19 protein-coding genes are annotated in these 23,913 nt (G+C 72.5%); 12 read left to right on the top strand and 7 right to left on the bottom strand.

The window, feature by feature from the left end:
• The first annotated feature begins 108 nt into the window (after positions 1 to 108).
• The 7 genes from ACFZDI_RS34965 (at position 109) to ACFZDI_RS34935 (ending at position 9,053) form a co-directional block, all read left to right on the top strand.
• A complete protein-coding gene (locus tag ACFZDI_RS34965; RefSeq protein WP_234846274.1) occupies positions 109 to 951 on the top strand; it encodes a nitrilase-related carbon-nitrogen hydrolase in 843 nt (280 codons plus the stop codon).
• Positions 948 to 2,234 (top strand): aspartate aminotransferase family protein, encoded by a 1,287-nt coding sequence (locus tag ACFZDI_RS34960; RefSeq protein ID WP_234846275.1) that lies wholly within the window; start codon positions 948 to 950, stop codon positions 2,232 to 2,234. The genes ACFZDI_RS34965 and ACFZDI_RS34960 overlap by 4 nt, the downstream gene beginning before the upstream one ends.
• A 25-nt stretch (positions 2,235 to 2,259) precedes the next feature.
• Positions 2,260 to 3,858 carry a PucR family transcriptional regulator ligand-binding domain-containing protein gene (locus tag ACFZDI_RS34955; RefSeq protein WP_391256386.1) on the top strand — a complete coding sequence of 533 codons (1,599 nt, stop codon included), beginning with the start codon at positions 2,260 to 2,262 and terminating at the stop codon, positions 3,856 to 3,858.
• Positions 3,859 to 4,013: 155 nt separating this feature from the next.
• The gene (locus tag ACFZDI_RS34950) at positions 4,014 to 4,856 is read left to right on the top strand and encodes a nitrilase-related carbon-nitrogen hydrolase (protein ID WP_234846277.1); all 843 of its coding nucleotides are present in this window, start codon (positions 4,014 to 4,016) and stop codon (positions 4,854 to 4,856) included.
• 94 nt (positions 4,857 to 4,950) lie between these two features.
• Positions 4,951 to 6,354, top strand: coding sequence for a dihydropyrimidinase (gene hydA / locus ACFZDI_RS34945; RefSeq protein WP_391256382.1), 1,404 nt, complete (start codon positions 4,951 to 4,953; stop codon positions 6,352 to 6,354).
• An 11-nt stretch (positions 6,355 to 6,365) separates the two neighbouring features.
• Positions 6,366 to 7,388 carry a TIGR03842 family LLM class F420-dependent oxidoreductase gene (locus ACFZDI_RS34940; RefSeq protein WP_234846279.1) on the top strand — a complete coding sequence of 341 codons (1,023 nt, stop codon included), beginning with the start codon at positions 6,366 to 6,368 and terminating at the stop codon, positions 7,386 to 7,388.
• Positions 7,389 to 7,526: 138 nt separating this feature from the next.
• Positions 7,527 to 9,053: an NCS1 family nucleobase:cation symporter-1 gene (locus ACFZDI_RS34935; protein ID WP_234846280.1), complete on the top strand. Its 1,527-nt coding sequence runs from the start codon at positions 7,527 to 7,529 to the stop codon at positions 9,051 to 9,053.
• Positions 9,054 to 9,080: 27 nt separating this feature from the next.
• Here ACFZDI_RS34935 and ACFZDI_RS34930 read toward each other — a convergent pair whose 3' ends face one another.
• The 3 genes from ACFZDI_RS34930 to ACFZDI_RS34920 all read right to left on the bottom strand — a co-directional run bounded on the left by ACFZDI_RS34930 (position 9,081) and on the right by ACFZDI_RS34920 (position 12,710).
• Positions 9,081 to 9,755 (bottom strand): hypothetical protein, encoded by a 675-nt coding sequence (locus tag ACFZDI_RS34930; protein ID WP_391256378.1) that lies wholly within the window; start codon positions 9,753 to 9,755, stop codon positions 9,081 to 9,083.
• 219 nt (positions 9,756 to 9,974) lie between these two features.
• The gene (locus ACFZDI_RS34925; protein ID WP_391256375.1) at positions 9,975 to 10,865 is read right to left on the bottom strand and encodes a LysR substrate-binding domain-containing protein; all 891 of its coding nucleotides are present in this window, start codon (positions 10,863 to 10,865) and stop codon (positions 9,975 to 9,977) included.
• 108 nt (positions 10,866 to 10,973) lie between these two features.
• A complete protein-coding gene (locus tag ACFZDI_RS34920; protein WP_391256372.1) occupies positions 10,974 to 12,710 on the bottom strand; it encodes an FUSC family protein in 1,737 nt (578 codons plus the stop codon).
• 325 nt (positions 12,711 to 13,035) lie between these two features.
• Here ACFZDI_RS34920 and ACFZDI_RS34915 point away from each other — a divergent pair, with 325 nt between their 5' ends.
• The 4 genes from ACFZDI_RS34915 to ACFZDI_RS34900 all read left to right on the top strand — a co-directional run bounded on the left by ACFZDI_RS34915 (position 13,036) and on the right by ACFZDI_RS34900 (position 17,951).
• A complete protein-coding gene (locus ACFZDI_RS34915) occupies positions 13,036 to 14,862 on the top strand; it encodes a gamma-glutamyltransferase (RefSeq protein WP_391256370.1) in 1,827 nt (608 codons plus the stop codon).
• 147 nt (positions 14,863 to 15,009) lie between these two features.
• Positions 15,010 to 15,855 (top strand): inositol monophosphatase family protein, encoded by an 846-nt coding sequence (locus tag ACFZDI_RS34910; RefSeq protein ID WP_391256368.1) that lies wholly within the window; start codon positions 15,010 to 15,012, stop codon positions 15,853 to 15,855.
• Between the two features lie 171 nt (positions 15,856 to 16,026).
• The gene (locus ACFZDI_RS34905) at positions 16,027 to 17,445 is read left to right on the top strand and encodes an FAD-dependent oxidoreductase (RefSeq protein ID WP_391256365.1); all 1,419 of its coding nucleotides are present in this window, start codon (positions 16,027 to 16,029) and stop codon (positions 17,443 to 17,445) included.
• Positions 17,442 to 17,951 (top strand): O-acetyl-ADP-ribose deacetylase, encoded by a 510-nt coding sequence (locus ACFZDI_RS34900; protein WP_361110439.1) that lies wholly within the window; start codon positions 17,442 to 17,444, stop codon positions 17,949 to 17,951. Before ACFZDI_RS34905 ends, ACFZDI_RS34900 begins: the two co-directional genes overlap by 4 nt.
• 14 nt (positions 17,952 to 17,965) lie before the next feature.
• On the opposite strand, the gene ACFZDI_RS34895 is transcribed toward ACFZDI_RS34900, so the two are convergent.
• The 3 genes from ACFZDI_RS34895 to ACFZDI_RS34885 all read right to left on the bottom strand — a co-directional run bounded on the left by ACFZDI_RS34895 (position 17,966) and on the right by ACFZDI_RS34885 (position 20,960).
• Positions 17,966 to 18,799 (bottom strand): class II glutamine amidotransferase, encoded by an 834-nt coding sequence (locus ACFZDI_RS34895; RefSeq protein ID WP_234846288.1) that lies wholly within the window; start codon positions 18,797 to 18,799, stop codon positions 17,966 to 17,968.
• A 184-nt stretch (positions 18,800 to 18,983) separates the two neighbouring features.
• Positions 18,984 to 20,393 (bottom strand): DUF2252 family protein, encoded by a 1,410-nt coding sequence (locus ACFZDI_RS34890; RefSeq protein WP_391256360.1) that lies wholly within the window; start codon positions 20,391 to 20,393, stop codon positions 18,984 to 18,986.
• A 3-nt stretch (positions 20,394 to 20,396) separates the two neighbouring features.
• The gene (locus tag ACFZDI_RS34885) at positions 20,397 to 20,960 is read right to left on the bottom strand and encodes a potassium channel family protein (protein WP_234846290.1); all 564 of its coding nucleotides are present in this window, start codon (positions 20,958 to 20,960) and stop codon (positions 20,397 to 20,399) included.
• Between the two features lie 306 nt (positions 20,961 to 21,266).
• Between ACFZDI_RS34885 and ACFZDI_RS34880 the strand changes: the two genes are divergently transcribed.
• Entirely contained in the window at positions 21,267 to 21,683 is a 417-nt protein-coding gene (locus ACFZDI_RS34880) for a hypothetical protein (protein WP_391256357.1), read from the top strand.
• Between the two features lie 12 nt (positions 21,684 to 21,695).
• Here the strand turns inward: ACFZDI_RS34880 and ACFZDI_RS34875 are convergent, their stop codons facing one another.
• Positions 21,696 to 23,741, bottom strand: coding sequence for a SpoIIE family protein phosphatase (locus ACFZDI_RS34875; protein ID WP_391256354.1), 2,046 nt, complete (start codon positions 23,739 to 23,741; stop codon positions 21,696 to 21,698).
• Positions 23,742 to 23,913 lie beyond the last annotated feature (172 nt).

The following is a 23,913-nucleotide window of genomic DNA, read 5'->3' as shown; positions in this document are numbered from 1 at the left end:
GTTGGCGACGATGGTCTTGGCAACCCCGTGCCGGAGGCTTACGTTCGTGGCTCTACGGCCCGCTTCTACGGGCGTAGAGGCGCAGACGTCGCGTCGAAGGAGCAGCTCATGGCCAACGTCGTACGTGCCGCCCTGGTCCAGGCCACCTGGACCGGCGACACCGAGTCCATGGTGGCGAAACACGAGGAGCACGCCCGCGAGGCGGCCCGCCGGGGCGCGAAGATCATCGGTTTCCAGGAAGTCTTCAACAGCCCCTACTTCTGTCAGGTCGAGGAGCCGGAACACTACCGCTGGGCCGAGCCCGTCCCCGACGGGCCGACCGTGCGGCGGATGCGGGCGCTCGCGCGCGAGACCGGCATGGTGATCGTCGCGCCGGTGTTCGAGGCGGAACAGCCCGGCTTCTACTACAACACCGCCGCCGTGATCGACGCCGACGGCACCTACCTCGGCAAGTACCGCAAGCACCACATCCCGCAGCTCAAGGGCTTCCGCGAGAAGTTCTACTTCAAGCCCGGCAACCTCGGCTGGCCCGTCTTCGACACCGAGGTCGGCAGGGTCGGCGTGTACATCTGCTACGACCGCCACTTCCCGGAGGGCTGGCGCCAGCTCGGGCTCGCCGGTGCCCAGCTGGTCTACAACCCCTCCGCGACCCACCGGAGCCTGTCGTCGCACCTGTGGCGGCTGGAGCAGCCCGCGGCGGCCGTCGCCAACGGGTACTACATCGCCGCGATCAACCGGGTCGGCCAGGAGGAGTACGGCGACAACGACTTCTACGGCACGAGCTACTTCGTCGACCCGCGCGGGCAGTTCGTGGGGGACGTCGCCAGCGACAGCGAGGAGGAGCTCCTGGTCCGGGACATCGACCTCGACCTCATCGAAGAGGTGCGGCAGACGTGGGCCTTCTACCGCGACCGCCGCCCCGACGCCTACGAAGGGCTGGTGAAGCCGTGACCAACGACCTCCTGGGCCGCCACCGGGCCGTGCTCCCCGACTGGCTCGCCCTCTACTACGAGGAGCCCCTCGAGATCACCCACGGCGAGGGCCGCCACGTCTGGGACGCCCAGGGCAACCGGTACCTCGACTTCTTCGGCGGCATCCTCACCACGATGACGGCCCACGCGCTGCCCGAGGTGACCAAGGCGGTGAGCGAGCAGGCCGGGCGGATCATCCACTCCTCGACCCTCTACCTCAACCGCCCGATGGTCGAACTCGCCGAACGCATCGCCCAGCTGAGCGGCATCCCGGACGCCCGCGTCTTCTTCACCACCTCCGGCACCGAGGCCAACGACACCGCTCTGCTGCTGGCCACCGCCTACCGGCGCAGCAACACGATCCTGGCCATGCGCAACAGCTATCACGGCCGTTCCTTCAGTGCCGTCGGCATCACCGGCAACAGCGGCTGGTCCCCGACCTCGCTGTCCCCGCTGCAGACGCTGTACGTGCACGGCGGCGTGCGCACCCGCGGCCCGTTCGCCTCGCTCAGCGACGACGCCTACATCGCGGCCTGCGTCGACGACCTGAAGGACCTGCTCGGGCACACCCGCGCACCGGCCGCGCTGATCGCCGAACCCGTCCAGGGCGTGGGCGGGTTCACGGCACCACCGGACGGTCTCTACGCCGCCTTCCGGGAGGTGCTGCACGAGCGCGGCATCCTGTGGATCGCCGACGAGGTGCAGACCGGCTGGGGCCGCACCGGTGAGCACTTCTGGGGCTGGCAGGCGCACGGGCGGAACGGACCGCCCGACATCATGACCTTCGCCAAGGGCATCGGCAACGGCATGTCCATCGGCGGGGTCGTCGCCCGCTCCGAGATCATGAACTGCCTGGACTCCAACAGCATCTCCACCTTCGGCGGCACCCAGATCACCATGGCGGCGGGCCTCGCCAACCTCAACTACCTGCTGGAACACGACCTCCAGGGCAACGCCCGGCGCGTCGGCGGCCTGCTGATCGAGCGGCTGCGGGCCGTCGCCGCGCAGGTCCCGGCCGTACGGGAGGTACGCGGCCGCGGGCTGATGATCGGCATCGAGATCACCGAACCGGGGACCGACGACGCCGATCCGCAGGCCGCCGCGGCCGTCCTGGAGGCGGCCCGCGAGGGCGGCCTGCTGATCGGCAAGGGCGGCGGGCACAACACCAGTGCGCTGCGCGTCGCCCCGCCGCTGTCCCTCAACGTCGCGGAGGCCGAGGAGGGCGCCGCGATCCTCGAGAACGCTCTGCGGAGCATCCCGTAGCAGTGCACTGAGCAAGGGGCCCGCCATGACGATCACCCTGGATTCGCTGGAGCCCGCGCTGTCGGTGCGGCGGGTCCTCACCCTGGAGCGGGTACTCGCCGGGGAGCCCGAGGTGGTGGCCGGGGCGGCCCATCTCGACCGGCTCGTGCGCTGGGTGCACGTCGCCGAGGCGGCCGACGTCGGGGTGATGCTCAGCGGCGGCGAGATGGTCCTCACCACCGGTGTGCTGCTCGCCGGCGACGAGGACAAGCAGGCCGACTACGTCCGGTCGCTGCACCGTGCCGAGGCCGCCGCCGTCGTCCTCGGACTCGGCCGTGCCTTCCCCACCGCCCCGGAGGTGATGCGCCGCGCCGCCGAGCGGTGCGGACTGCCGATGGTCGTGCTGCACCGGCCGTTCCCCTTCGCCGACCTGACCGAGGAGGTCCAGTCTCGCCTGGTGCGGCGCAAGTTCGCCGCCGTCAGCCTCTCCGAGGCCGTCCGCACCGAACTCACCGCCCTCATCACCGCCGGCGCACCCCTGCAGCGCCTGCTCGACGAGGTCGCCAGGCACAGCGCCTGCCCGGTCGTCGTCACCAACCTCGCCCACCGCGTCCTCGGCACGGCGGGGGAGCGGCCCGCGGTCGACGACGTGCTGCGCGACTGGGAGCGCATCGCCCGGCAGGCGTGGGGGCACCACCCAGGCCGTTCAGGCACTGGGGGAGGTAAAGAGGGCGACGGCTGGATCCGGGCCGAACTGGGCGGGCGCGGCGAACGCTGGGGCCGGATCGTGCTGTGCGGCTACCGCGGCGACACCGCCACCGGACGGCTGCTGGCCGACCGCGCCGCCGAGGCCCTCGTCCTGCACCGCATGCTCGGCGGCGGCGCCGCGTGCTCCTGGGAGGAACAGTCCGCGCAGGGCCTGCTCACCGACCTGGTCAGCGGCGTCGTACCGGCGCGGCAACTGCTGCCCCGGGCGCGGGCGGCCGGACTGCCCGTCAACCGGCGCACCTTCGTGCCGCTGGTCGTCCGCGACGGCGACCCCGCCCGGCTCGAACGCCTCCTACGGCTGCTGGGCCTGCCCGGACTGGTCGCCGAACTCGCCGACGGGGCCACCGCCGTGCTGCTCAGCGGCCCCCGGGACCAGGACGCGGGCGCCCTCACCGCGCACTTCGCCACCCGGCTGCGCACCGAGTCCGGCCCGGACCACACGGTCGTCGCCGCGGCCGAACCCCGCGCCGCATGGGACGACGTACCCAGCGGACTGCGCGAGGCGCAGCACGTCTCGGACGCCGTGGCCGACTCCTCCGCCGTCCTCGGCCTCCCGCCGGTCGTGCGCCTGAAGGACGTCCACCTGCGGGGCCTGATCCGGCTGCTGCGCGACGACCCGCACGTGCAGTCCTTCGCGGAGCGTGAGCTGGACGGGCTGCTGCGCGAGAGCGGCGAGGACCTGCTGCCGGTCCTGCGCACCTACCTCGCCACCGGCCGCAACAAGTCCCGCACCGCTCAGCTCCACCACGTCTCGCGGCCCGCCCTCTACCGCCGCCTGGAGGCCATACAGGTCCGCCTCGGGGTGGACCTCGACGACTTCGAGCAGGCCGCCTCGGTGCACATCGCCCTCCTCGCACACGACGCGCAACAACAGTGAAATACGCGACCACCTGGGAAAACGGCGGTGAAACATGGATCCACGAACGAGTGACACGGTGGCACGCCGCACGCCCTGGGACGTGACACGGTGCAACTCAAAGACGACCGCGCGACTTCCTAGGCTCACGGCACACCGAGCGACCGGAGGTCCCGATGAGCCAAGTGATCCGCGCCGCCGTCTTCCAGACCGCCTGGACGGGCGACAAGGAATCGATGATCCAGGTCCACGAGCAGGCGGTCCGCGACGCCGCCGCTCAGGGTGCGCACGTCCTGTGCTTCCAGGAGCTGTTCTACGGGCCGTACTTCTGCCAGGTACAGGACCCCGCCTTCTACGAGTACGCCGAGCAGATCCCCGAGGGTCCCGTCGTCCGGCGCTTCCAGGCCCTCGCGAAGGAACACGGCATCGTCCTGGTGCTGCCGATGTACGAGGAGGAGCAGCCCGGCGTCCTGTACAACACCGCCGCCGTGATCGACGCGGACGGCTCCTACCTCGGCAAGTACCGCAAGACGCACATCCCCCAGGTCAGGGGCTTCTGGGAGAAGTTCTACTTCCGCCCGGGCAACTCCGGCTGGCCCGTCTTCGACACCAAGGCCGGCCGCATCGGCGTCTACATCTGCTACGACCGCCACTTCCCGGAGGGCTGGCGCGCCCTCGGCCTCGCGGGCGCGGAGATCGTCTTCAACCCCTCGGCGACCTCCCGCGGCCTGTCCGGCTACCTCTGGCAGCTGGAACAGCCGGCGGCGGCCGTGGCCAACGAGTACTTCGTCGGCGCGATCAACCGGGTCGGGGTCGAGGAGTACGGCGACAACGACTTCTACGGCACGTCGTACTTCGTGGACCCGGAGGCCCAGTTCGTCGGCGAGGTGGCGAGCGACAAGGAGCCCGAACTGGTCGTCCGCGACCTGGACATGGCCAAACTCCGAGAGGTCCGCGACCGCTGGCAGTTCTACCGGGACCGCGCACCCGGCGCGTACGGGCCGCTGACGGCCCCTTAGAACGCCCGCAGGGGGACGTTCCTAGGGGGCGCGGGGAACTGCGCGAGCAACCACCCACAACCGGCACGCATCCACCGCGAGGAGCGACCACGACATGAGCAGCCGTACAGTCATTCGCGGCGGCCTGGTAATCACCGCCTCCGACGAGATCCACGCCGACGTCCTGATCGAGGACGGCCGAATCGCCGCCCTCGCAGCCCATGGGACACCCGCCGCCGACACCTTCACAGCCGACCGCACCATCGACGCCACCGGAAAGTACGTCATCCCCGGCGGCGTCGACGCCCACACCCACATGGAGCTGCCCTTCGGCGGCACCTTCGCCTCCGACACCTTCGAGACCGGCACCCGCGCCGCCGCCTGGGGCGGCACGACGACGATCATCGACTTCGCCGTGCAGAGCGTCGGACACAGCCTGCGCGAGGGCCTCGACACCTGGCACGCCAAGGCCGACGGCAACTGCGCGATCGACTACGGCTTCCACATGATCGTCTCCGACGTCAACGACCACACCCTCAAGGAGATGGACCACCTCGTGGAGGAGGGCATCACCTCCTTCAAGCAGTTCATGGCCTACCCGGGCGTCTTCTACAGCGACGACGGCCAGATCCTGCGCGCCATGCAGCGCTCCGCCGAGAACGGCGGGCTGATCATGATGCACGCCGAGAACGGCATCGCGATCGACGTCCTCGTCGAACAGGCCCTGGCCCGCGGTGAGACCGACCCGCGCTATCACGGCGAGGTCCGCAAGGCGCTGCTGGAGGCCGAGGCCACCCACCGTGCCATCAAACTCGCGCAGGTGGCCGGCGCGCCCCTGTACGTCGTGCACGTCTCGGCGACGGAGGCGGTCGCCGAGCTGGCCCGGGCCCGCGACGAGGGGCTCAACGTGTTCGGCGAGACCTGCCCGCAGTACCTGTTCCTGTCCACCGACAACCTCGCCGAGCCGGACTTCGAGGGCGCGAAGTACGTGTGCAGCACCCCGCTGAGGCCGCGGGAGCACCAGGCCGCCCTGTGGCGGGGGCTGCGCACGAACGACCTCCAGGTCGTCTCCACCGACCACTGCCCCTTCTGCTTCGTCGGCCAGAAGGAACTCGGCCGCGGCGACTTCTCCAAGATCCCCAACGGCCTGCCGGGCGTGGAGAACCGCATGGACCTGCTCCACCAGGCGGTCCTCGACGGCCACATCTCGCGCCGCCGCTGGATCGAGATCGCCTGCGCCACCCCGGCCCGCATGTTCGGCCTCTACCCGAAGAAGGGCACCATCGCGCCGGGCGCCGACGCCGACGTCGTCATCTACGACCCGCACGCCGAGCAGGTCATGTCCGCCGAGACGCACCACATGAACGTCGACTACTCGGCCTACGAGGGCAAACGCACCACCGGCCGGGTCGAGACGGTCCTCTCGCGCGGCGAACCCGTCATCACCGAGCGGGAGTACACCGGGCGCGCCGGGCACGGCGTGTTCACCCCGCGGTCCACCTGTCAGTACCTCAACTAGGAGTGGCGCAGATGGACTTCGGACTCGTCCTGCAGACCGACCCGCCGGCCTCGCGGGTGATCAGCCTGATGAAACGCGCGGAACGGAACGGATTCTCGTACGGCTGGACCTTCGACTCCGCCGTGCTGTGGCAGGAACCGTTCGTGATCTACAGCCAGATCCTGGCCAACACCACGACCCTGAAGGTCGGGCCGATGGTGACCAACCCGGGCACCCGCACCTGGGAGGTCACCGCCTCCACCTTCGCCACCCTCAACGACATGTTCGGCAACCGCACGGTCTGCGGCATCGGCCGCGGTGACTCCGCGATGCGGGTGGCCGGACGCAAGCCCAACACCCTGGCCCGGATCAGTGAGGCCATGAAGGTCATCCGGGACCTCGCCGGCGGACGGGAGGCCGACCTCGGCGGCGGCACCGTCGTCCGCTTCCCGTGGATCAAGGAGAGTGCCGAACTGCCCGTCTGGATGGCCGCGTACGGCCCCAAGGCCCTGAAGATGACCGGTGAGGAGGCGGACGGGTTCATCCTCCAGCTGGCCGACCTCTACCTCACCGAGTACATGGTCAAGGCCGTGAAGGACGCGGCCGTGGCGGCCGGGCGGGACCCCGCCGAGGTGACCGTGTGCGTGGCCGCACCGGCGTACGTCACCGAGGACGACTCGCCCGAGGCGCTCGCCCACGCACGCGAGCAGTGCCGCTGGTTCGGCGGCATGGTCGGCAACCACGTCGCCGACCTCGTCTCCAAGTACGGCGAGCACTCCGCGGCCGTCCCCGACGAACTCACCGACTACATCAAGTCCCGCGAGGGCTACGACTACTCCCACCACGGCCGCGCCGGCAACCCGGACACCCAGTTCGTGCCCGACGAGATCGTCGACCGGTTCTGCCTGATCGGCCCGGTCGAGAAGCACGTCGAGAAACTGGACGCGCTGCGCGCACTCGGCGTGGACCAGTTCGCCGTCTACGACATGCACGACGCGCAGGAGGCCGTGATCGAGGCCTACGGATCCCGGGTGATCCCGGCCGTCAACGGCTGACCTCCTCCGCCGCACCACACCCTGTGAACTCCCCCTTCCCAGCGGCTCGGGAAGGGGGACCAGGACGCCTCACGGCGCACCCCCCATCGGCTCACCGCACGGCCTTTCCCGTCCCACCTCGCCTGATTGGCCCGGCCCATGACCGATACCGCTCCCACGGCGCCCCCGCCGACCACCCAAGTCACCCTCGCCGACGGCCGGGTGGAGATCGCCCCGGGCGCCCCCGCGCCCACCGGCCCCTACGCCAACGAGGACCTGCTGCCGGTCCCGGTCGAGAAGCGCACCTGGACCACGTACAACTTCTCCGCCCTGTGGGTCGGCATGGCCCACAACACGGCCTCCTGGACCCTCGCCTCCGGGCTCATCGCCGTCGGCATGGACTGGAAGCAGGCGGTGCTCACCATCGCCCTGGCCAACGTCATCGTGCTGATACCGATGCTGCTGACCGGGCACGCCGGACCCAAGTACGGCATACCCTTCCCGGTGTTCGCCCGCGCCTCCTTCGGCATCCGCGGCGCCAACCTGCCCGCCGTCGTACGGGCGTTGGTGGCGTGCGGCTGGTTCGGCATCCAGACCTGGATCGGCGGCGAGGCCATCTACTTCCTCGCCGGCAAACTCATCGGCTCCGGCTGGACGGACGCCGCGAAGGTCGGCGGCTACGCCTGGACGATGTGGCTGTCGTTCGCGATCTTCTGGGCGCTCCAGGTCGTCATCATCTACCGGGGCATGGAGACGATCCGCCGCTTCGAGAACTGGGCGGCGCCCTTCGTGCTCGTCGGCGCGTTCGTGATGCTGTGGTGGATGAGCGACAAGGCGGGCGGCTTCGGCCCGCTCTTCGACCAGCCGTCCAAGCTCGGCTGGGGCGCCGACTTCTGGAAGCTGTTCGCCCCCGCCCTGATGGGCATGATCGGCTTCTGGTCGACGCTGTCGCTGAACATCCCCGACTTCACCCGCTACGGCAAGAGCCAGAAGGCGCAGACCCGGGGCCAGGCCCTCGGCCTGCCGACCACCATGACCCTGTTCGCCTTCCTGTCGGTCATGGTCACCTCCGGCTCCCAGGCCGTCTACGGCGAGGCCATCTGGGACCCCGTACAGCTCGCCGCCAGGACCGACAACACGGTGGGCCTGCTCTTCGCACTGGTCACCGTCCTGGTGGCGACGCTGTCCGTCAACGTCGCGGCCAACCTGGTCTCCCCGGCGTTCGACTTCTCCAACATCGCGCCCCGCCGCATCAGTTTCCGGGCCGGCGCCCTCGCCACCTGCGTCCTCGGCGTGCTGATCTTCCCGTGGAAGCTGTACTCCGACCCGCAGGGATACATCTTCACCTGGCTCGGCCTGGTCGGCGGCCTGCTCGGCACCGTCGCCGGCATCCTCATCGCCGACTACTGGATCCTGCGCCGCTCCCGGCTCGACCTCGCCGACCTGTACCGCCCGGGCGGCCGCTATTGGTACGAGGGCGGCTGGAACTGGCGGGCCGTCGTCGCCTTCGCGGTCGGCGGTGTCCTCGCGGTGGGCGGCGCGAGCTTCAAACCGCTGATCGACGGCCGGCCGATCCCGGCGCTGGCCGGTCTGGCCGACTACGGCTGGGCCGTGGGCCTGGGCACGTCGATGGTCCTGTACCTGGCGCTGATGGCCCTGCGGGGCCGGGACCACGCGTCCGTCTGACGCGGAGCCTCGCTGGAGGGCGGCCGGTCAGCCCTTGTCGCTCTCCAGCGCGGCCACCGCTTCCTTCGCGGCCTTGATGGCGCCCTTGTTGATCGTGTCCGTGCTCGGCGCCTTCTTCGACTCGAAGTCACTGCCGTTGTACGTGATCGTCACCAGCGCGTTGGCAGCGCGGGCGATCACGACGCCCTCGCGGGTCTCCTGCTTGTCCTCGGTCGTGAGGTTCACGACCGAGTAGGCGCTGTCCCCCAGACCGGGGACGTCCCCGCCGCCGCTCTTCTTCTCGACACCGGCCGTGTACGAGTTCCGCGCGGCCTCGTCCGACTGCATGATCTCGTAGGACACGTCGAGCCAGCGGTAGTCGTACCCCTTGAGCGCGTTCCAGGAGCAGGTGCGGCGCAACTCGGTGTCCGTGGACGGTATCTCCTTGCCGGCCGCCTTGGCGCCCGGCACCAGCGACTCGACCGTCTTCTTGGAGACGCTCTCGCACGGGGCGGGAGCGGCCGAGTACGCCTTCGGCACCGTCGACGTCGACGGGGCGGACGCGGACCGGCTCTCGGTCTTCTGCTCGGCCGGCTGGCGCTCGGCGGCCTGCGGCGCGGCGAGCGGACCGGACGACAGCGCCCAGCCCGCCGCGGCGAGCACCACCACCGGGGACAGACGAGCGGTCAGGGCCAGGGGCAGGGGAAAGGATGGGGAACGCACGGCGCCCTTCAGGTGGGGAGGGACGGTGCGGAGCGGGTCCGCACGGCGGACGGGGACGCCAGTGTCACATGCGTCACCGTGGGGCGGAAGTGCCGCCTGCCATCCAAGTCGCCGGAGACACTGCGCGTGCCGGCACGGTCGCGCTGCGCGCAGCGCGACGCCTGTCGGTCGCCCGGACAAGGCCGGACATGCCTCGACTTCCCATGACAGGAGGGACATTCACTCCCCGGCCGACGCCCGCAGCGCGTGGTCGCGGAAGCGCCGGGCGACGGGCGGCACGGCGCGGGAGCTCAGCCAGGCGATGCCGATGTCCCGGGCACCCCGGACGTCGGTGATCTCCAGGTAGCGGATGGGGGACTCGGCGGCCGCCGCGACGTCCGGCGACGACGGGATCAGGGACACCCCGAGCCCCGCGGCGACCAGACCGCGCAGGGTCTCCACCTCCTCGCCCTCGAAGGCGACGACCGGGGTGAAGCCGGCCTCGCGGCACAGCTCCGTGGTGATGTCGCGCAGCCCGTATCCCGGCTTGAGGAGGATGAACCGCTCGTCGGCCACTTCGGCCAGGCGGATCCGGCGGCGCATGGCCAGCCGGTGCCGGGACGGCACGGCGAGCAGCAGCGGCTCCACCAGCAGCCGCCGCCAGGTGACGAGGGGATGGCCGGGGTCGCTGCTGGTGATGACCAGATCCGCGGTCGCCTCGAGGAGATGCCGGGTCAGCCCCAGCTCGCCGTCCTGGTGCAGCTCGAACTGCGCCTGCGGGAAGCTCCGCCGGAAGCCGGTGACGAGCCGGGGGACGAGCCAGGTGCCCAGGGTGTGCAGGAAGGCCAGCGACACCACGCCCGAGTCGGGGTGGACCATCTCGGACACGGCCCGCCGACCCCGGTCGTAGTGGTCGAGCACCCCGTCGACGTACTCCTTGAACACCCGCCCCGCCGGGGTGAGGCGCAGGACGCGCCCGACGCGCTGCAGGAGCTCGGCGCCGACCTCGTCCTCCAGCCGGGCCAGGGCCCGGGACAGGGCGGGCTGGGTGATACCGGCGTCCGTCGCGGCGTCGGTCACCGTCGTCCCCTCCGCGACGGCCTGGAAGGAACGCAGCACCTGGAGATCCATACGTCCATTCTTCCCTCTCATGGGTCACCGACGACCCATGAGGGAGGAGAATGACTGGCGCTCGCGCCGGGCGGCGGCACACGGGTCCCCCGCGCCGAACTTGAGCCGCTACCGGACCGGACGCGCCGCACCCGCGACCAAGTGCCCGGTCACCTGGTCACAGAGCTGTTCGGCCGCCGTGATCGCGCTCTCCCAGTCGGGCAGCGGCCGCCCTCGGCGGGCCGGTTCACGCCGCGCGTGAGCGACCGTCCGGCGCGCCTCGGCCAGCCGGTGGTAGGCGGCACGGCGCAGCGACTGCCGCTGGACCGGGCCCGCTTCCGGCGCCGCGTCGCGGTAGCGCCGGGCGGCGGCGACGGCGGCCTCGGTCTGCGCCTCGGCGCGGTGGGCGGCCGAATCCGGCCACACCGCGAAGTGCGCGACGAGCACCAGCGCGGACGCCAGCGCCGTGTCCACCACCCGCGTGCCGTACAGCGGACGGTGGTCGCCCAGCAGGTCCAGCAGCACGAACACCACGGCGGTCAGACCCAGCGTGGCGAGCGCGTAGTGGTGCCGCACGCCGACGGCCATGAGCGCGCCGAACACGGCCACGACACCCACCACGGCGTACGTGCCCGTGGCCGCCGCGGACACCGCCCCGATGGCGGCCACCCCGACGATCGTGCCGACGCACCGGTGCAGGGCCCGGGGGAACAACGGGCCGAAGTCCGGCTTGTAGACGAAGGCCACCGTCATGGGCAGCCAGTAGCCGCGCGGCCGGTGCAGCACCTCCGCGAGCACCTGGGCGGCGAGCACGCACCCTGCCAGCAGCAGCACGTACCGCACACGCGCCGCCCGCCCGGGCCCCTCGTGCGCCGGCAGGCGCAACTCCAGGTCGAACCCGTCCGGTGCACCGTCGACAGCGGTGACCAGGTCGGCGAGGGCCCGCCCACCCGGCGAGTCGGTCACCGGTGCCGGAAGCGTCGGTCGGTCCTCCGGGGCCGCGAGGTGCCCCGGCAGCAGGCGTCCTGCCAGGTGCCGCGGTACGCGGGTCAGCCCGGGCGGCAGCGCACGGCCCTCCCACACCAGGGCCGTCACGGCCTCGCCCAGCCGCACGGCGTGGTGGAACGCCCGGACCAGGTCCCCGGTCCCGGCCTGCCGCCGCCCGCGCGGAGCGAGATGAGGCGCCATCACCTCATGCGCGTGGTTCAGGGCCAGCGTCATCCGCAGGCGGGCCTCCTCCGCGGTGTTGGTACCCGCCGCGGCCAGGGCCTCGCCCGCCCTCCGGTACACCGCGAGCACGGCGGCCTGTTCGACGTGGTGCCGGCGCCACAGCCACGGGGCCGCGGACAGCACCAGGACGAGGACGACACCGGCGAACAGCGCCAGCGGCGGCTGCCACCACGGCCCCGGCACCGGGATGCCGCTGCCGATCGTCACGCCGAGCAGCAGGTGCATGCCCGACACGGACGCGATCCGCCCGCGCAGACCGACACCGCCCGCCACGAGCGCGGCCGCCACCAGGCACCCCGTCACCACCGCCGGTTCCCCGCTGCGCAGGGCGAGTTCACCGGCGAGCAGACCGAGCGCGCTGGACACCCCCGTCCAGCCCAGCCGCCGCACCCGGACGCGGTACGGATCGGAACCGTCCTGGCTCACCCCCCACAGGGCGCCGATGGCGGCGATCGCGGAGAGCACGACCCACCCGGTGGCGAGCCCGACGAGCAGGGGCAGCGCCAGGGCGACGGCCCCGCGCGCCGCAGCGGCCAGGGGCACCTGCCCGGGCACGCGGACGGGAAGGGGGCGCGGCCACCACCGCAGTGACATGCGGCGCGGACGGCCCGGTCGCGTGTCGGCGGCTTGGGTCATGAGGCCGTGTCCTTTCGGGGTGGTCGGGCGGAAGGCGGGTGCGGCGGCCGCTGCGAGGCGGGGCCCCGGCCGGGGTCGGCCGACCAGCTCGATGAGCAGGGATCCAGACTGTGGCACTGCGTGTCATGCGTCCAATGCCTGGCAGGAAGCAGATCCATGACTTCAGTGCATGTGAGCCGTGACCTGCGGGTTTCCGGGCGTGCGGAGACTGCCGGGGCGGTCGCTGTGATTGACGTCGCCCGGGCGGGGGCAGCGAAGGGGAGGGAGTCCCGGACCCGACGGCTCCGGCCCCCGTCCCGCGTCCCGAGGCCCGGTGAGAGGCCAGATGTTCACCACCCGACCCACCCTCCAGGGCACCTTCGGCATGGTGTCCTCCACCCACTGGCTCGCCTCGCAGTCGGCGATGGCCGTCCTGGAGGGCGGCGGCAACGCCTGCGACGCCGCCGTCGCGGGAGCCTTCGTGCTGCACGTCGTCGAGCCGCACCTCAACGGCCCGGCCGGCGAGGTGCCGATCCTGCTGGCCCCGGCCGGCGGCGAGGTGCGGGTGCTGTGCGGGCAGGGCGTCGTACCGGCGGGCGCGACCGTCGCCCACTACACGGGCCTCGGCCTGGACCTCGTCCCCGGCACCGGCCCTCTCGCCGCCGCCGTACCGGGCGCGTTCGACGCCTGGATGCTGCTGCTGCGCGACCACGGCACCAAGTCCCTCGACGACGTCCTCGCGTACGCCATCGGCTACGCCGAGCACGGGCACGCGCCCGTGGAGCGGGTCGGCGAGACCGTCGAGACCGTGCGCGAGCTGTTCGAGACGGAGTGGACCTCGTCGGCCGATGTCTACCTGCCCGGCGGCAAGGCGCCGCGCCCCGGTGAGCTCTTCGCCAACCCCGCGCTCGCCGCCACCTGGAGGCGCCTGCTCGCCGAGACCGCCGGGGCGGGGGACAGGGAGGCGCGGATCGACGCCGCGCGGGAGGTGTGGCGCACCGGGTTCATCGCCGAGGCCCTCGTCCGGCAGGCGGCACGCCCCACGAAGGACACCACCGGCGAACGCCACACCGGCACCCTCACGGCCGCCGATCTCGCCGCCTGGTCCGCGACCTACGAGACACCGGCGACGTACGACTGGAACGGCTGGACCGTGTGCAAGCCGGGCCCCTGGAGCCAGGGTCCGGTGCTCCTCCAGCAGCTGGCCCTGCTTCCGCCCGAACTGCCCCGTTACGGCTCGGCCGACTACGTCCATCTCCTCGTCGAGAACTGCAAGCTCGCCATGGCCGACCGGGAGGCCTGGTACGGGGACGCCGCCGATGTGCCGCTCGACGACCTGCTGTCCGACGCGTACAACACCGCCCGCCGCGCCCTCGTCGGCAAGCGGGCCGACAACGACCTGCGGCCCGGCAGCCCCGGCGGACGCACCCCACGGCTGTGCGCGCACGCGCGCGTGGCGGCCGCCGCCCGGGAAGGCATCGAGGCCCTGGGCGTCGGCGAACCGACCGTCGCCAAGAGCCCGGCGTCCCCCGTGCCGGGCGAGCCGGAGATCCTCGTCGACGGCACCACGCGCGGCGACACCTGCCACCTCGACGTCGTCGACCGCTGGGGCACCATGGTCTCGGCCACGCCCAGCGGCGGCTGGCTCCAGTCCAACCCGGTCGTACCCGAACTCGGCTTCCCGCTCGGCACCCGGCTCCAGATGACCTGGCTGGAGGAGGGGCTGCCCAACTCCCTCACACCCGGCCGCCGCCCCCGCACCACACTGACGCCCTCGATCACCCTGCGCGACGGCGTGCCCGTCATGGCGTTCGGCACGCCCGGCGGGGACCAGCAGGACCAGTGGCAACTGCACTTCCTCCTCGCGGTCGCCCTGAGCGGTCCCGTACGCGGCGGCTCCGACCTCCAGGGCGCGATCGACGCCCCGAACTGGCACAACGACAGCTTCCCCGGTTCCTTCTTCCCGCGCGGCATGCGTCCGGGCAGTGTGACGGTGGAGTCCCGCACCGACCCCGCCGTGGTCTCGGAGCTGCGGCGCCGCGGCCACGACGTGACCGTGGGCGGGCCCTGGTCGGAGGGCCGGCTGTGCGTGGTCGCGCGGGACCCGGAGACGGGCGTGCTGTCGGCGGCCGCCAACCCGCGCGGGATGCAGGGGTACGCGGTGGGCCGGTGAGTGGGGCGCGGGCGGTGAGAAGCCGGCACCGCGTGGGCGGCCCGCGGGCCGTCCGGCCGTGCCCGGGCGCCCGGCTGTTCACCGCGATGCCACCCGGGGTGCACCCGGCGGGCGCGCCCTGTCAGTGGCGCGTGGTGTCATGGAGGGGTGATCGACAGCATCGAAACCATCGAAGAGTTTCTCGTACAGCACTCCTCCGACGTCGAAGAGGCGGTCCGCAAGGCGGCCGCCACCGAGATCCTGCCGCGCTGGCGCCGGCTCGCCGCGCACGAGGTCGACCAGAAGAGCGGCCCGCACGACCTGGTGACCGACGCCGACCGCAAGGCCGAGCTGTACCTGACCGAGGCCCTGGTCGCCCTGCTGCCCGGCTCGGTCGTGGTCGGCGAGGAGGCGGTGCACGCCCAGCCCGCGACCTACGAGGCGATACGCGGCGACGCCCCGGTCTGGATCGTCGACCCGGTCGACGGGACACGTCAGTTCGTGCGCGGCGAGGCCGGGTTCTGCACCCTGGTCGCGCTGGCCCACCGCGGCACCCTGCTCGCGTCCTGGACGTACGCGCCCGCCCGCGACCGGTTCGCCACCGCCCTGCGGGGCAGGGGCGCCCACCTCGACGGGGAGCGGCTGTTCGCCGGAGTGCCGGAGCCCGGCCGGGATCTGCGCGTGGCCACCTCCCACCCCGACTACACCACGGCCGAGCAGAAGGACGCCCTGCTCGGCCTGCGCGCCGACGGCGTGGCACCGCGCCCGTGCGGCTCGGCGGGGCTGGAGTACCTCGCCATCGCCCGCGGCGAGTTGGACGCGGTGGCGTTCAGCTGGGAAGCGGCCTGGGACCACGCGGCCGGTCTGCTCCTGGTCGAGGAGGCGGGCGGCGCCCACCTGACCCTCACGGGGGAGCCGTTCCGCATCGCGGGCGGCAACACCCTGCCCTTCACCGCCGCCCGCGACGCGGCCACGGCCCGCCGGGTGGTGGACCTGCTGTCGGGCGGGGCCTGAGCACCGCGAAAGTTGCGTTTCGCACCCAGGTGATCACCCAGAGTGTGCACCCGGGGGTTTCGGCCGTGGCGAAGCGGCCTTCCGCAGCGGAAATCACCCGCAGCCGGTGACTGTCCGTCCCCGGGCATATCCTGATCCCCAGTGGCCGTCGGCTGACGAAGGGGTCCGAAGGTGCCGTCGATGCTCGATGCCGTCGTAGTGGGTGCGGGGCCGAACGGACTGACCGCGGCCGTGGAGCTGGCCCGGCGCGGTTTCTCCGTCGCCCTCTTCGAGGCCCGGAGCACCGTGGGCGGCGGGGCTCGCACCGAGGAGCTCACCCTCCCCGGATTCCGGCACGACCCGTGCTCCGCGGCCCACCCGCTCGCCATCAACTCACCGGCGTTCCGCGCCCTGCCGCTCGAGCGGTACGGCCTGGAGTGGCTGCACGCCGAGCTGCCCATGGCGCATCCCTTCCCGGACGGCTCGGCGGCCGTCCTCGCCCGGACGGTCGGCGAGACGGCCGCCTCCTTCGGCCCGCGCGACGCCGGCGCCTACCGCAGGCTCATCGGGCCCTTCCTGCCCAAGTGGGACAGCCTCGCCCGGGACTTCATGTCCCTGCCGATGACCGCGCTGCCCCGCGACCCGGTGACCCTCGCCCGCTTCGGCCTGACCGGGCTGCCCCCGTCGACGCTGCTGATGCGCCGCTTCCGCGACGAACCGGCCAAGGCCCTGTTCTCCGGGCTCGTCGCCCACGTCATGGCGCCGCTCGGCGGCTTCGCCACCGGGGCGGTCGGCCTGGTCTTCGCCCTCGCGGCGCACGCCCGCGGCTGGCCCCTCGCCCGCGGCGGCTCCCAGTCCCTCTCCGACGCCCTCGCCGCCTACCTGAAGGACCTCGGCGGCAGCGTCCACACCGACTACGAGGTCAAACGTCTCGACGACCTGCCGCCGGCCCGGGCGTACGTCTTCGACACCTCACCCACCGCCCTGGCCCGCATCGCCGGCTTCGGCAACCACTACGGCGGATACCGCTACGGGCCGGGCGTCTTCAAGGTCGACTACGCGCTGGACGGCCCCGTGCCGTGGACCGCGAAGGAGGCCCGCGCCGCCGGCACGGTGCAGGTCGGCGCGAGCAGCGCGGAGATCGGCACGGCCCTGCGCGCGGCCGCCCGCGAGGGCCGGGCCCCCGACAAGCCGTTCCTGATCACGGTCCAGCCGAGCGTCGTCGACCCCACCCGCGCCCCCGACGGCAAGCACGTCTTCTGGGCCTACGGGCACGTCCCGCACGGCTGGACCGGCGACCTCACCGACACCATCGAGCGCCAACTGGAGCGCTTCGCCCCGGGATTCCGCGACCGCGTGCTGGCCCGGGCCACGGCGGGCCCGCCCGAACTCGCCGCCCGCAACGCCAACTACATCGGCGGGGACATCGCCTCCGGCGCGGCCTCCGGCCTCCAGCTCCTGCTGCGCCCGAGGCCCACCCTGTTCCCGTACCACACCCCGCACCCCGCGGTCTTCATCTGCTCGTCGGCGACCCCGCCGGGCCCCGGGGTGCACGGCATGTCGGGACACAACGCGGCGAAGGCCGTCTGGAAGAGGCTGAGGCGGATATGACGGCCATCGAACCGGTCCGGGGCGACATCACCCGCGAGAGCGTCGACGTGATCGTCAACGCGGCCAACTCCTCCCTGCTGGGCGGGGGAGGGGTCGACGGAGCGATCCACCGCCGCGGCGGCCCCGCCATCCTGGAGGACTGCCGCAGGCTGCGCGCGGCGCACCTCGGCAAGGGCCTGCCCACCGGTCAGGCCGTCGCCACCACCGCGGGCGAGCTGGACGCCCGCTGGGTCGTCCACACCGTCGGCCCGGTGTACAGCACGAGCGAGGACCGCTCCGCTCTGCTCGCCTCCTGCTACCGCGAGTCGCTCCGGGTGGCCGGTGAACTGGGGGCCCGTACCGTGGCGTTCCCCGCGATCTCCACCGGCGTCTACGGCTGGCCGATGGACGACGGCGCCCGCATCGCCGTCGAGACCGTACGGGCGGCCGAGACCACGGTCGAGGAGGTCAGGTTCGTCCTCTTCGACGAACGGGCGTACGAGGCGTTCGCCGCGCGGCTGCGCTGAGCCGCGGCAGGGGTTCAGACGGGCTCCGGCTCGAAGTGCTGCAGCAGGTCCCGGCCGGGCTGCACGACCCCGTAGGTGCTCTCCGGCACGGCGTTCCACACGCCCGGCAGGTCGCCCAGCGGCTCCGACACGACCAGCCGGGTCTCGTCGGAGACATGATTCAGGAACCCGAGGTCGGGGTGGAGGGCACGCACGTCCTCCACCCTGCTGCTGAAGTACAGCGACCGCGAGTTGCCCGCGCTGGAGTAGCGGAAGAACCACACCCGCTCCCCGTCGGTGACCGCGATGGTCATCTGCAATGGCTCCGGCACCCCGTGCTCGCGGCCCAGCCGCTCGATCAGCCCCGTCATCCGGGCCACCGCGCCCGGCGGATCGCCGTCCAGCCCGAGGGTGAGCGCCACGTGGAACATCACCTCGGAGTCCGTCGTGCCCTCCATCGACGGGAACAGCCCCGGGTCCACGGCCAGCATGAGGTCCCGGCGCAGTTCGCGGAAGCCGTCGATGGCCCCGTTGTGCATCCACATCCACCGCCCGTGACGGAACGGATGGCAGTTCGTCTGCTGCACGGCCGACCCGGTGGAGGCGCGCACATGGGCGAAGAACAGCGGCGAGCGGACGTGGTCGGCGATCTCCCGCAGGTTGCGGTTGCTCCACGCCGGGCCGGTGTCGCGGAAGACCGCGGGGGTGCGCAGATGCCATGCGTACCAGCCGACGCCGAAGCCGTCGCCGTTGGTGGTCTCGACACCCATCCGCGCGTGCAGGCTCTGGTCGATCAGCGAGTGCTGGGGGCGGTAGAGGACGTCGTCGAGCAGCACGGGAGTGCCCGAGTAGGCGAGCCAGCGGCACATGGCCGTACCCCTGTTCCGAGCCGCCCGGGCCGGGCCCGCGGCTCCGTAGTGGTGTGCGTGGACCTCAGGGAACCCCGGGGCACGCCCGGGGCGCATCGCCCGCGGCGGGTGAGGGCGCGCCGCCCCGCCGGGGGCCCGGGCCAGGACGGGTCCCGGTCCGCTCGCGGTCGGCCGCTGCCGGTCATCACTCCGCCGCCGCGTGCACACGGCCCGAGCGGACCGCCGCGCCCAGCGCCTGGAAGTCCCGCTCGTTCTGGTCGGCGTACGCCTGGGCGAACACGGTGAGAGCGCGGTCGAAGCGGTCGCCGCCGCCCAGGTAGGCCGCGATGGCGATGGGGTCGCCGGAGCGGGCGTGGGCCCGTGCCAGACTCGCCCCGCACAGCCGCCCGAACAGCCGCAGCAGGCCGGGATCCATGGTCTCCGGCTGGGCGATGCCCTTCCAGTCCCGCAGCTGCCGCACGTAGAAGTCCCGCTCCTGCCCGTCCAGGCCCACCGCGTGCGTCCAGCCCAGCAGGATGTCGCTGGTCGTCTGGATCAGGCGCTGCCCCGCCACCACACGGCGTCCCTGGTTGTCGTAGCGGTCGCCGCCGGTGTGCGCCGCGAGCACCGACTCCTGTGCCTCCTTGGCCTGGAGCAGCAGCGGATCGTCGTCGTCCCGGCCGAGCAGCAGCACGATCCAGCAGCGGGTGCCGACACTGCCGACCCCGACCACCTTGCGGGCGATGTCCACCAGGCGGTACCGGCGCAGCAGGTGCCGGCGCTCGGACGACAGGCTCCGGGTGTAGCCCTCCAGGACCGCCAGCAGCTCCTTCTCCCGCCCGTGCTCCGAGGAGTCGTCCACCAGGTCCCGCAACGGGGTGATCAGCGGCGGGTCCGGTGTGATCCGCCGCCCCTGCGCCGTGTCCCGGGTGAGCTTGCCGTAGGCCTGCATCTGGGTGCGGGACCTGGCACTGGCCGTGGCCTTCGCGGCGCGGCGCCGGGCCTCCTTGGACATCGACGCGGCCATCAGCTCCCGCATGTGGTCGGTGTCGTCCTGGGCATACCAGATGTCCAGGTTGCGCATCCCGGCGAACTCCCGCATCCGCCGCCGGTAGGCCCGCACACACGTCTCGACCGCGCTGTTCTGCTCGGCCGTCCCGAAGCCGTTGGCGCGGCCCGCGATGACGAAGCTGGCCGCGAGCCGCTTGACGTCCCACTCGAACGGTCCGGCCAGCGTCTCGTCGAAGTCGTTGATGTCGAAGACCAGATGGCGCTCGGGCGACGCCAGCAGCCGGAAGTTCAGCAGGTGGGCGTCCCCGCACAGCTGCACCCGCAGCCCGGTGTCCGTGCCGGACCCCAGGTCCGCCGCCATGATCGCCGCCGCGCCGCGGTAGAAGCGGAACGGGGACTCCAGCATGCGGGCGTAGCGGATCGGCACCAACTCCGGTACGCGGGTGGCCGACTGGCGCTCCAGCACGTCGACCGGGTCGAACCGGTCCTGCCCCGCCTCGAACCCGGCATGGGACGACCGAGGCACCCGCCGCCGGGCCGCCCGGCCGGCGGTCGCCCGCTCGGCCGGGGACGTGAAGGTCGTGAAGGGGCTCGGTACGGTCATGGCTCAGTCCTTCCGCCGCGCGGGGAAGTCGTCCGAGGGAAGTCGGCCCTGCCGGCGCAGTCCCGCCTCCACGGCGCCGGCGAGGATCCGTGCCGCCACACCCACCAGCATCAGCCCGCCCACCATCTGAACCATCGTCAGCACCCGCCCGGTCTGGGAACGGGCCGTGATGTCGCCGTATCCGACGGTGGTGAACGTCGTGAGCGTGAAGTACAGGGAGTCCGTCTTGGTCAGCGGCTCGCTGAACGAGCCCGGCGTGGTCTGCTCCAGCAGGAAGTAGGTGCCCGCGAAGAGCAGCAGGAAGAGCGCCAGCGTCGCGGCCAGGGCTTCGATGGCCTTCAGCCGGGGGTGGGGGGAGGTCACGATGGCACGCACCTGCCACCAGAACACGACGATCACCACCAGCAGACCGAAGGCCAGCGTCACCGAATCGCGGGTCGTGCTCCGTCCGTCCAGGGGCAGCACGTAGTAGACCGTGACGAGCCCGGCTGCGACCAGCACGGCCCGTAGGAGGGCCAGGGCCGCCGCACGCCGTCGCCGGTAGGGCCGTTCCGCTGGTTCGTCCATCGCGCGACTCTCGGTCTGGGTCCTGCCTCCGGCACCGGGGCGCCCCACGAGGCCTGTCCCACCACCTCAGCGCGCCGCCGCCGCACAGGGATCACCCGCCACGGGTGAGGCGGCCCGGACGGGCCCCGGGCAGGCTGGGGTCGACGGGGACGGCTGCGCGGTGCACCGGGACGGCGGACCGTGCCCCTTCGCCGGGTGGCGGGAGGGACCGGCGAAAAACGGCTCCGCAACGCCGGGCTCACCGGCCCCGGCACCCTGAACCTCCGGTCGCCGACCGCGCCGGACCCAGCAGAATCGAGGAACAGGATGACCGCCACACACCCCACGCACGGGCGCACCACGGCGAAGCACGGCTGGGCCACCGGCATGACGGCCTTCGCGGCGATCATGCTCATGATCGCCGGGATCCTCGCAGTGCTGCGCGGCATCGCGGCCATCGCCGAGGACGAGGTCTTCGTTTCGACCCGCAACTACATCTTCGAGTTCGACCTCACCGGCTGGGGCTGGACCCATCTCGCCCTGGGCGTGGCCACCGTGCTGGTCAGCATGGGCCTGTTCCAGGGATCGGGCTGGGCGCGCGTCATCGGCGTGGGCATCGCCGGACTCGTCATCATTGCCAACTTCCTGTCCCTGCCGGCCTACCCGGTCTGGTCCGTGATCATGATCGCGATGTCCGCGTTCGTCATCTGGGCGCTGTGCACGCCACGCGGGAAGGACGCGTGAGCTCCTCCCGGCTCAGGCCCGCGTGCGGACCAGCAGCAGGGCCACGTCGTCGTCCGGCTCGGGACTCAGCGCGCTGAGCAGACTGTCGCTCGCGCGCTGCAGGCTGGGCCCCGCGTGCTGGAGCAGCCGGGTCAGCGTGCCGAGGCCGGTGTCGATCGGCTCCCCGCGGTTCTCGACCAGACCGTCCGTGTACAGGGCGAGCAGGGACCCCGGGGCGAGGTCCACCACCACCGTCCCGAACTCCACGCCGCCGACCCCGAGCGGCACACCCCCCGGCACGTCCACGAGCTCCGCGCTGCCGTCCGCCCCGGCGAGCACCGGCGGCAGATGCCCGGCGCTGGACAGCTCGCAGGTGCCGCGCCCCAGGTCGCACACCGCGTACACGCACGTGGCGATCGCGTCCCCGAGCGAGCCGGCGATGTCGTCGAGGTGCCGCAGCAGCTCGGCGGGCGGCAGGTCCAGCCGGGCCAGCGCCCGTGTCGCCGTGCTCAGCTGCCCCATGATCGCCGCGGCCTGGACGCCCTTGCCCATGACGTCCCCGACGACCAGCCCGGTGCGTCCCGGGCCCAGCGGCAGCACGTCGTACCAGTCGCCGCCGACCTCGCTGAGGGCCGGGCGGTACCGGGCGGCGATGTCCAGCCCCTCCCGCTCGGCGGGCGTGCTCGGCAGCAAGCTGCGCTGCAGGGTCAGGGCGGTGCCGCGTTCACGGCCGTAGAGGCGGGCGTTGTCGATGCAGATCGCGGCGCGCGCGGCCAGTTCCGAGGCGAGCACCTGGTCCCGGTCGTCGAAGGGGCGCTCGTTGACCGTGCGGTACAGCGAGAGCGTGCCCAGCACCTTGCCCCGGGCCATCAGCGGCAGCGCCAGGTACGAGTGGGCCCCGGCCTCGTGCAGGGCCTGGGCGGCCCGCGCGTCCCGGGCGAGGCGCCGCAGCATCCGGCTGTCGACCCGCTCGATCAGGACCGGACGGGCGCTGCGCACGCACTGCGTGATGACCCGCGACGAGCCGTACGTGGCGAGCTCGCCCACCGGGTCGGCGGCGTGAATGGCGTCGGTGGGGTAGCCGGCCGCCACGGCCAGCGCCCGGAACTCGGCCGGGGCGCCGCCCGACACGGGTGTGATGGTGCCCCGGGACACGACCGACTCCAGGACGTCCACGGCGGCCAGGTCCGCCAGATGCGGCACGACCACGTCGGCCAGCTCCCGGGCGGTCTGCTGGAGGTCCAGCGTGGTGCCGATTTTCATCCCCGCGTCGGCGATCACCGACAGGTGCTGGCGTGCCTGCGCGACCTCGGCCGCGGCCTGCTGGCGCTCGGTGACGTCCAGCACGGCCATCGCGAGCCCGAGGACCCGGCCGTCGGTGCCCTCGATGCGGTGGTACGACTCCGAGTAGGCGCGCTCCGAGGTGTCCGCCGCCGTACGCCCGACGGTCTGCTGGTCGATCAGGGGCCTGCCGGTCTCCAGGACGTGCCGCATCCGGGCCTCGATGGCCGCCACGTCCAGGTCCGGCAGCACCTCCCCGACCCGGCGCCCCAGCACGGCCTCCTCGGGCATGCCGTTGATCCGCTCCAGCGCGGGGTTGACCCCGACCCAGCGCAGGTCGTTGTCGAAGACGGCGATGCCGAGCGGGGTCTGGTTGACGAGGCTGTGGGAGAGCGCGAGGTCGCGCTCCACCTGCCGTACGGTCGTCGCGTCCGTGGCCAGTCCCAGCAGGTGCGGCTGCCCCTCCGGGTCGAGCAGGCGCATCGTACGGAACTCCACGGCCCGCTCCGTGCCGTCGCGGTGCCGCAGCGGGAAGACACCGGCCCACCGGGCGCCCGTGCTGACCTGGGCGAACAGCTCCCTGCCCCGAGGGCGGTTCTCGGGGGCGACCAAGAGGGTGTCGGCCCGCTGCCGCAGGGCCTCCTCGGCGGTCCAGCCGAGCAGCTGCTCGATCTCGGGGCTCCACAGCGCGATGTGCCCGCCCGCGTCCAGGACCACGGCCGCGACCTTCAGCAGGTCCAGCAGCCCGCCGGGCGCGGCCGTGACGGCGTCGCGGTCCGAGGTCGCGTAGCCGTTCATGCGGGCCGCTCCTTCCGGCGCGGCAAAGGTACCGCCATGATCCGTTGTGCGGGCTGTCCGTTGAGGTCACATTACGGTCGGAGCAGCGGCACTGTCGCGTCGAAATGACAAAAAGGCGCGGGTCACCACCGCACTGGGAGGGAGCGGCGTCGTGGCGGACCTGGGGCTGCGG

The organism is Streptomyces sp. NPDC007907 (assembly GCF_042959365.1).
Lineage (GTDB): Bacteria > Actinomycetota > Actinomycetes > Streptomycetales > Streptomycetaceae > Streptomyces > Streptomyces indiaensis.
Note: the sequence above shows the minus strand (reverse complement) of the source record. Positions and strands in the feature narration are given on the sequence as shown.

Excerpts from the sequence above, each read along its gene's own strand:
- ACFZDI_RS34965 (WP_234846274.1), top strand. The coding sequence starts at position 109 with ATGGCCAACGTCGTACGTGCCGCCCTGGTCCAGGCCACCTGGACCGGC.
- ACFZDI_RS34880 (WP_391256357.1), top strand. The coding sequence starts at position 21,267 with ATGACCGCCACACACCCCACGCACGGGCGCACCACGGCGAAGCACGGC.
- ACFZDI_RS34940 (WP_234846279.1), top strand. The coding sequence starts at position 6,366 with ATGGACTTCGGACTCGTCCTGCAGACCGACCCGCCGGCCTCGCGGGTG.
- ACFZDI_RS34925 (WP_391256375.1), bottom strand. The coding sequence starts at position 10,865 with ATGGATCTCCAGGTGCTGCGTTCCTTCCAGGCCGTCGCGGAGGGGACG.
- ACFZDI_RS34890 (WP_391256360.1), bottom strand. The coding sequence starts at position 20,393 with ATGACCGTACCGAGCCCCTTCACGACCTTCACGTCCCCGGCCGAGCGG.
- ACFZDI_RS34900 (WP_361110439.1), top strand. The coding sequence starts at position 17,442 with ATGACGGCCATCGAACCGGTCCGGGGCGACATCACCCGCGAGAGCGTC.
- ACFZDI_RS34915 (WP_391256370.1), top strand. The coding sequence starts at position 13,036 with ATGTTCACCACCCGACCCACCCTCCAGGGCACCTTCGGCATGGTGTCC.
- ACFZDI_RS34955 (WP_391256386.1), top strand. The coding sequence starts at position 2,260 with ATGACGATCACCCTGGATTCGCTGGAGCCCGCGCTGTCGGTGCGGCGG.
- ACFZDI_RS34950 (WP_234846277.1), top strand. The coding sequence starts at position 4,014 with ATGAGCCAAGTGATCCGCGCCGCCGTCTTCCAGACCGCCTGGACGGGC.
- hydA (WP_391256382.1), top strand. The coding sequence starts at position 4,951 with ATGAGCAGCCGTACAGTCATTCGCGGCGGCCTGGTAATCACCGCCTCC.
- ACFZDI_RS34920 (WP_391256372.1), bottom strand. The coding sequence starts at position 12,710 with ATGACCCAAGCCGCCGACACGCGACCGGGCCGTCCGCGCCGCATGTCA.
- ACFZDI_RS34935 (WP_234846280.1), top strand. The coding sequence starts at position 7,527 with ATGACCGATACCGCTCCCACGGCGCCCCCGCCGACCACCCAAGTCACC.
- ACFZDI_RS34895 (WP_234846288.1), bottom strand. The coding sequence starts at position 18,799 with ATGTGCCGCTGGCTCGCCTACTCGGGCACTCCCGTGCTGCTCGACGAC.
- ACFZDI_RS34875 (WP_391256354.1), bottom strand. The coding sequence starts at position 23,741 with ATGAACGGCTACGCGACCTCGGACCGCGACGCCGTCACGGCCGCGCCC.
- ACFZDI_RS34885 (WP_234846290.1), bottom strand. The coding sequence starts at position 20,960 with ATGGACGAACCAGCGGAACGGCCCTACCGGCGACGGCGTGCGGCGGCC.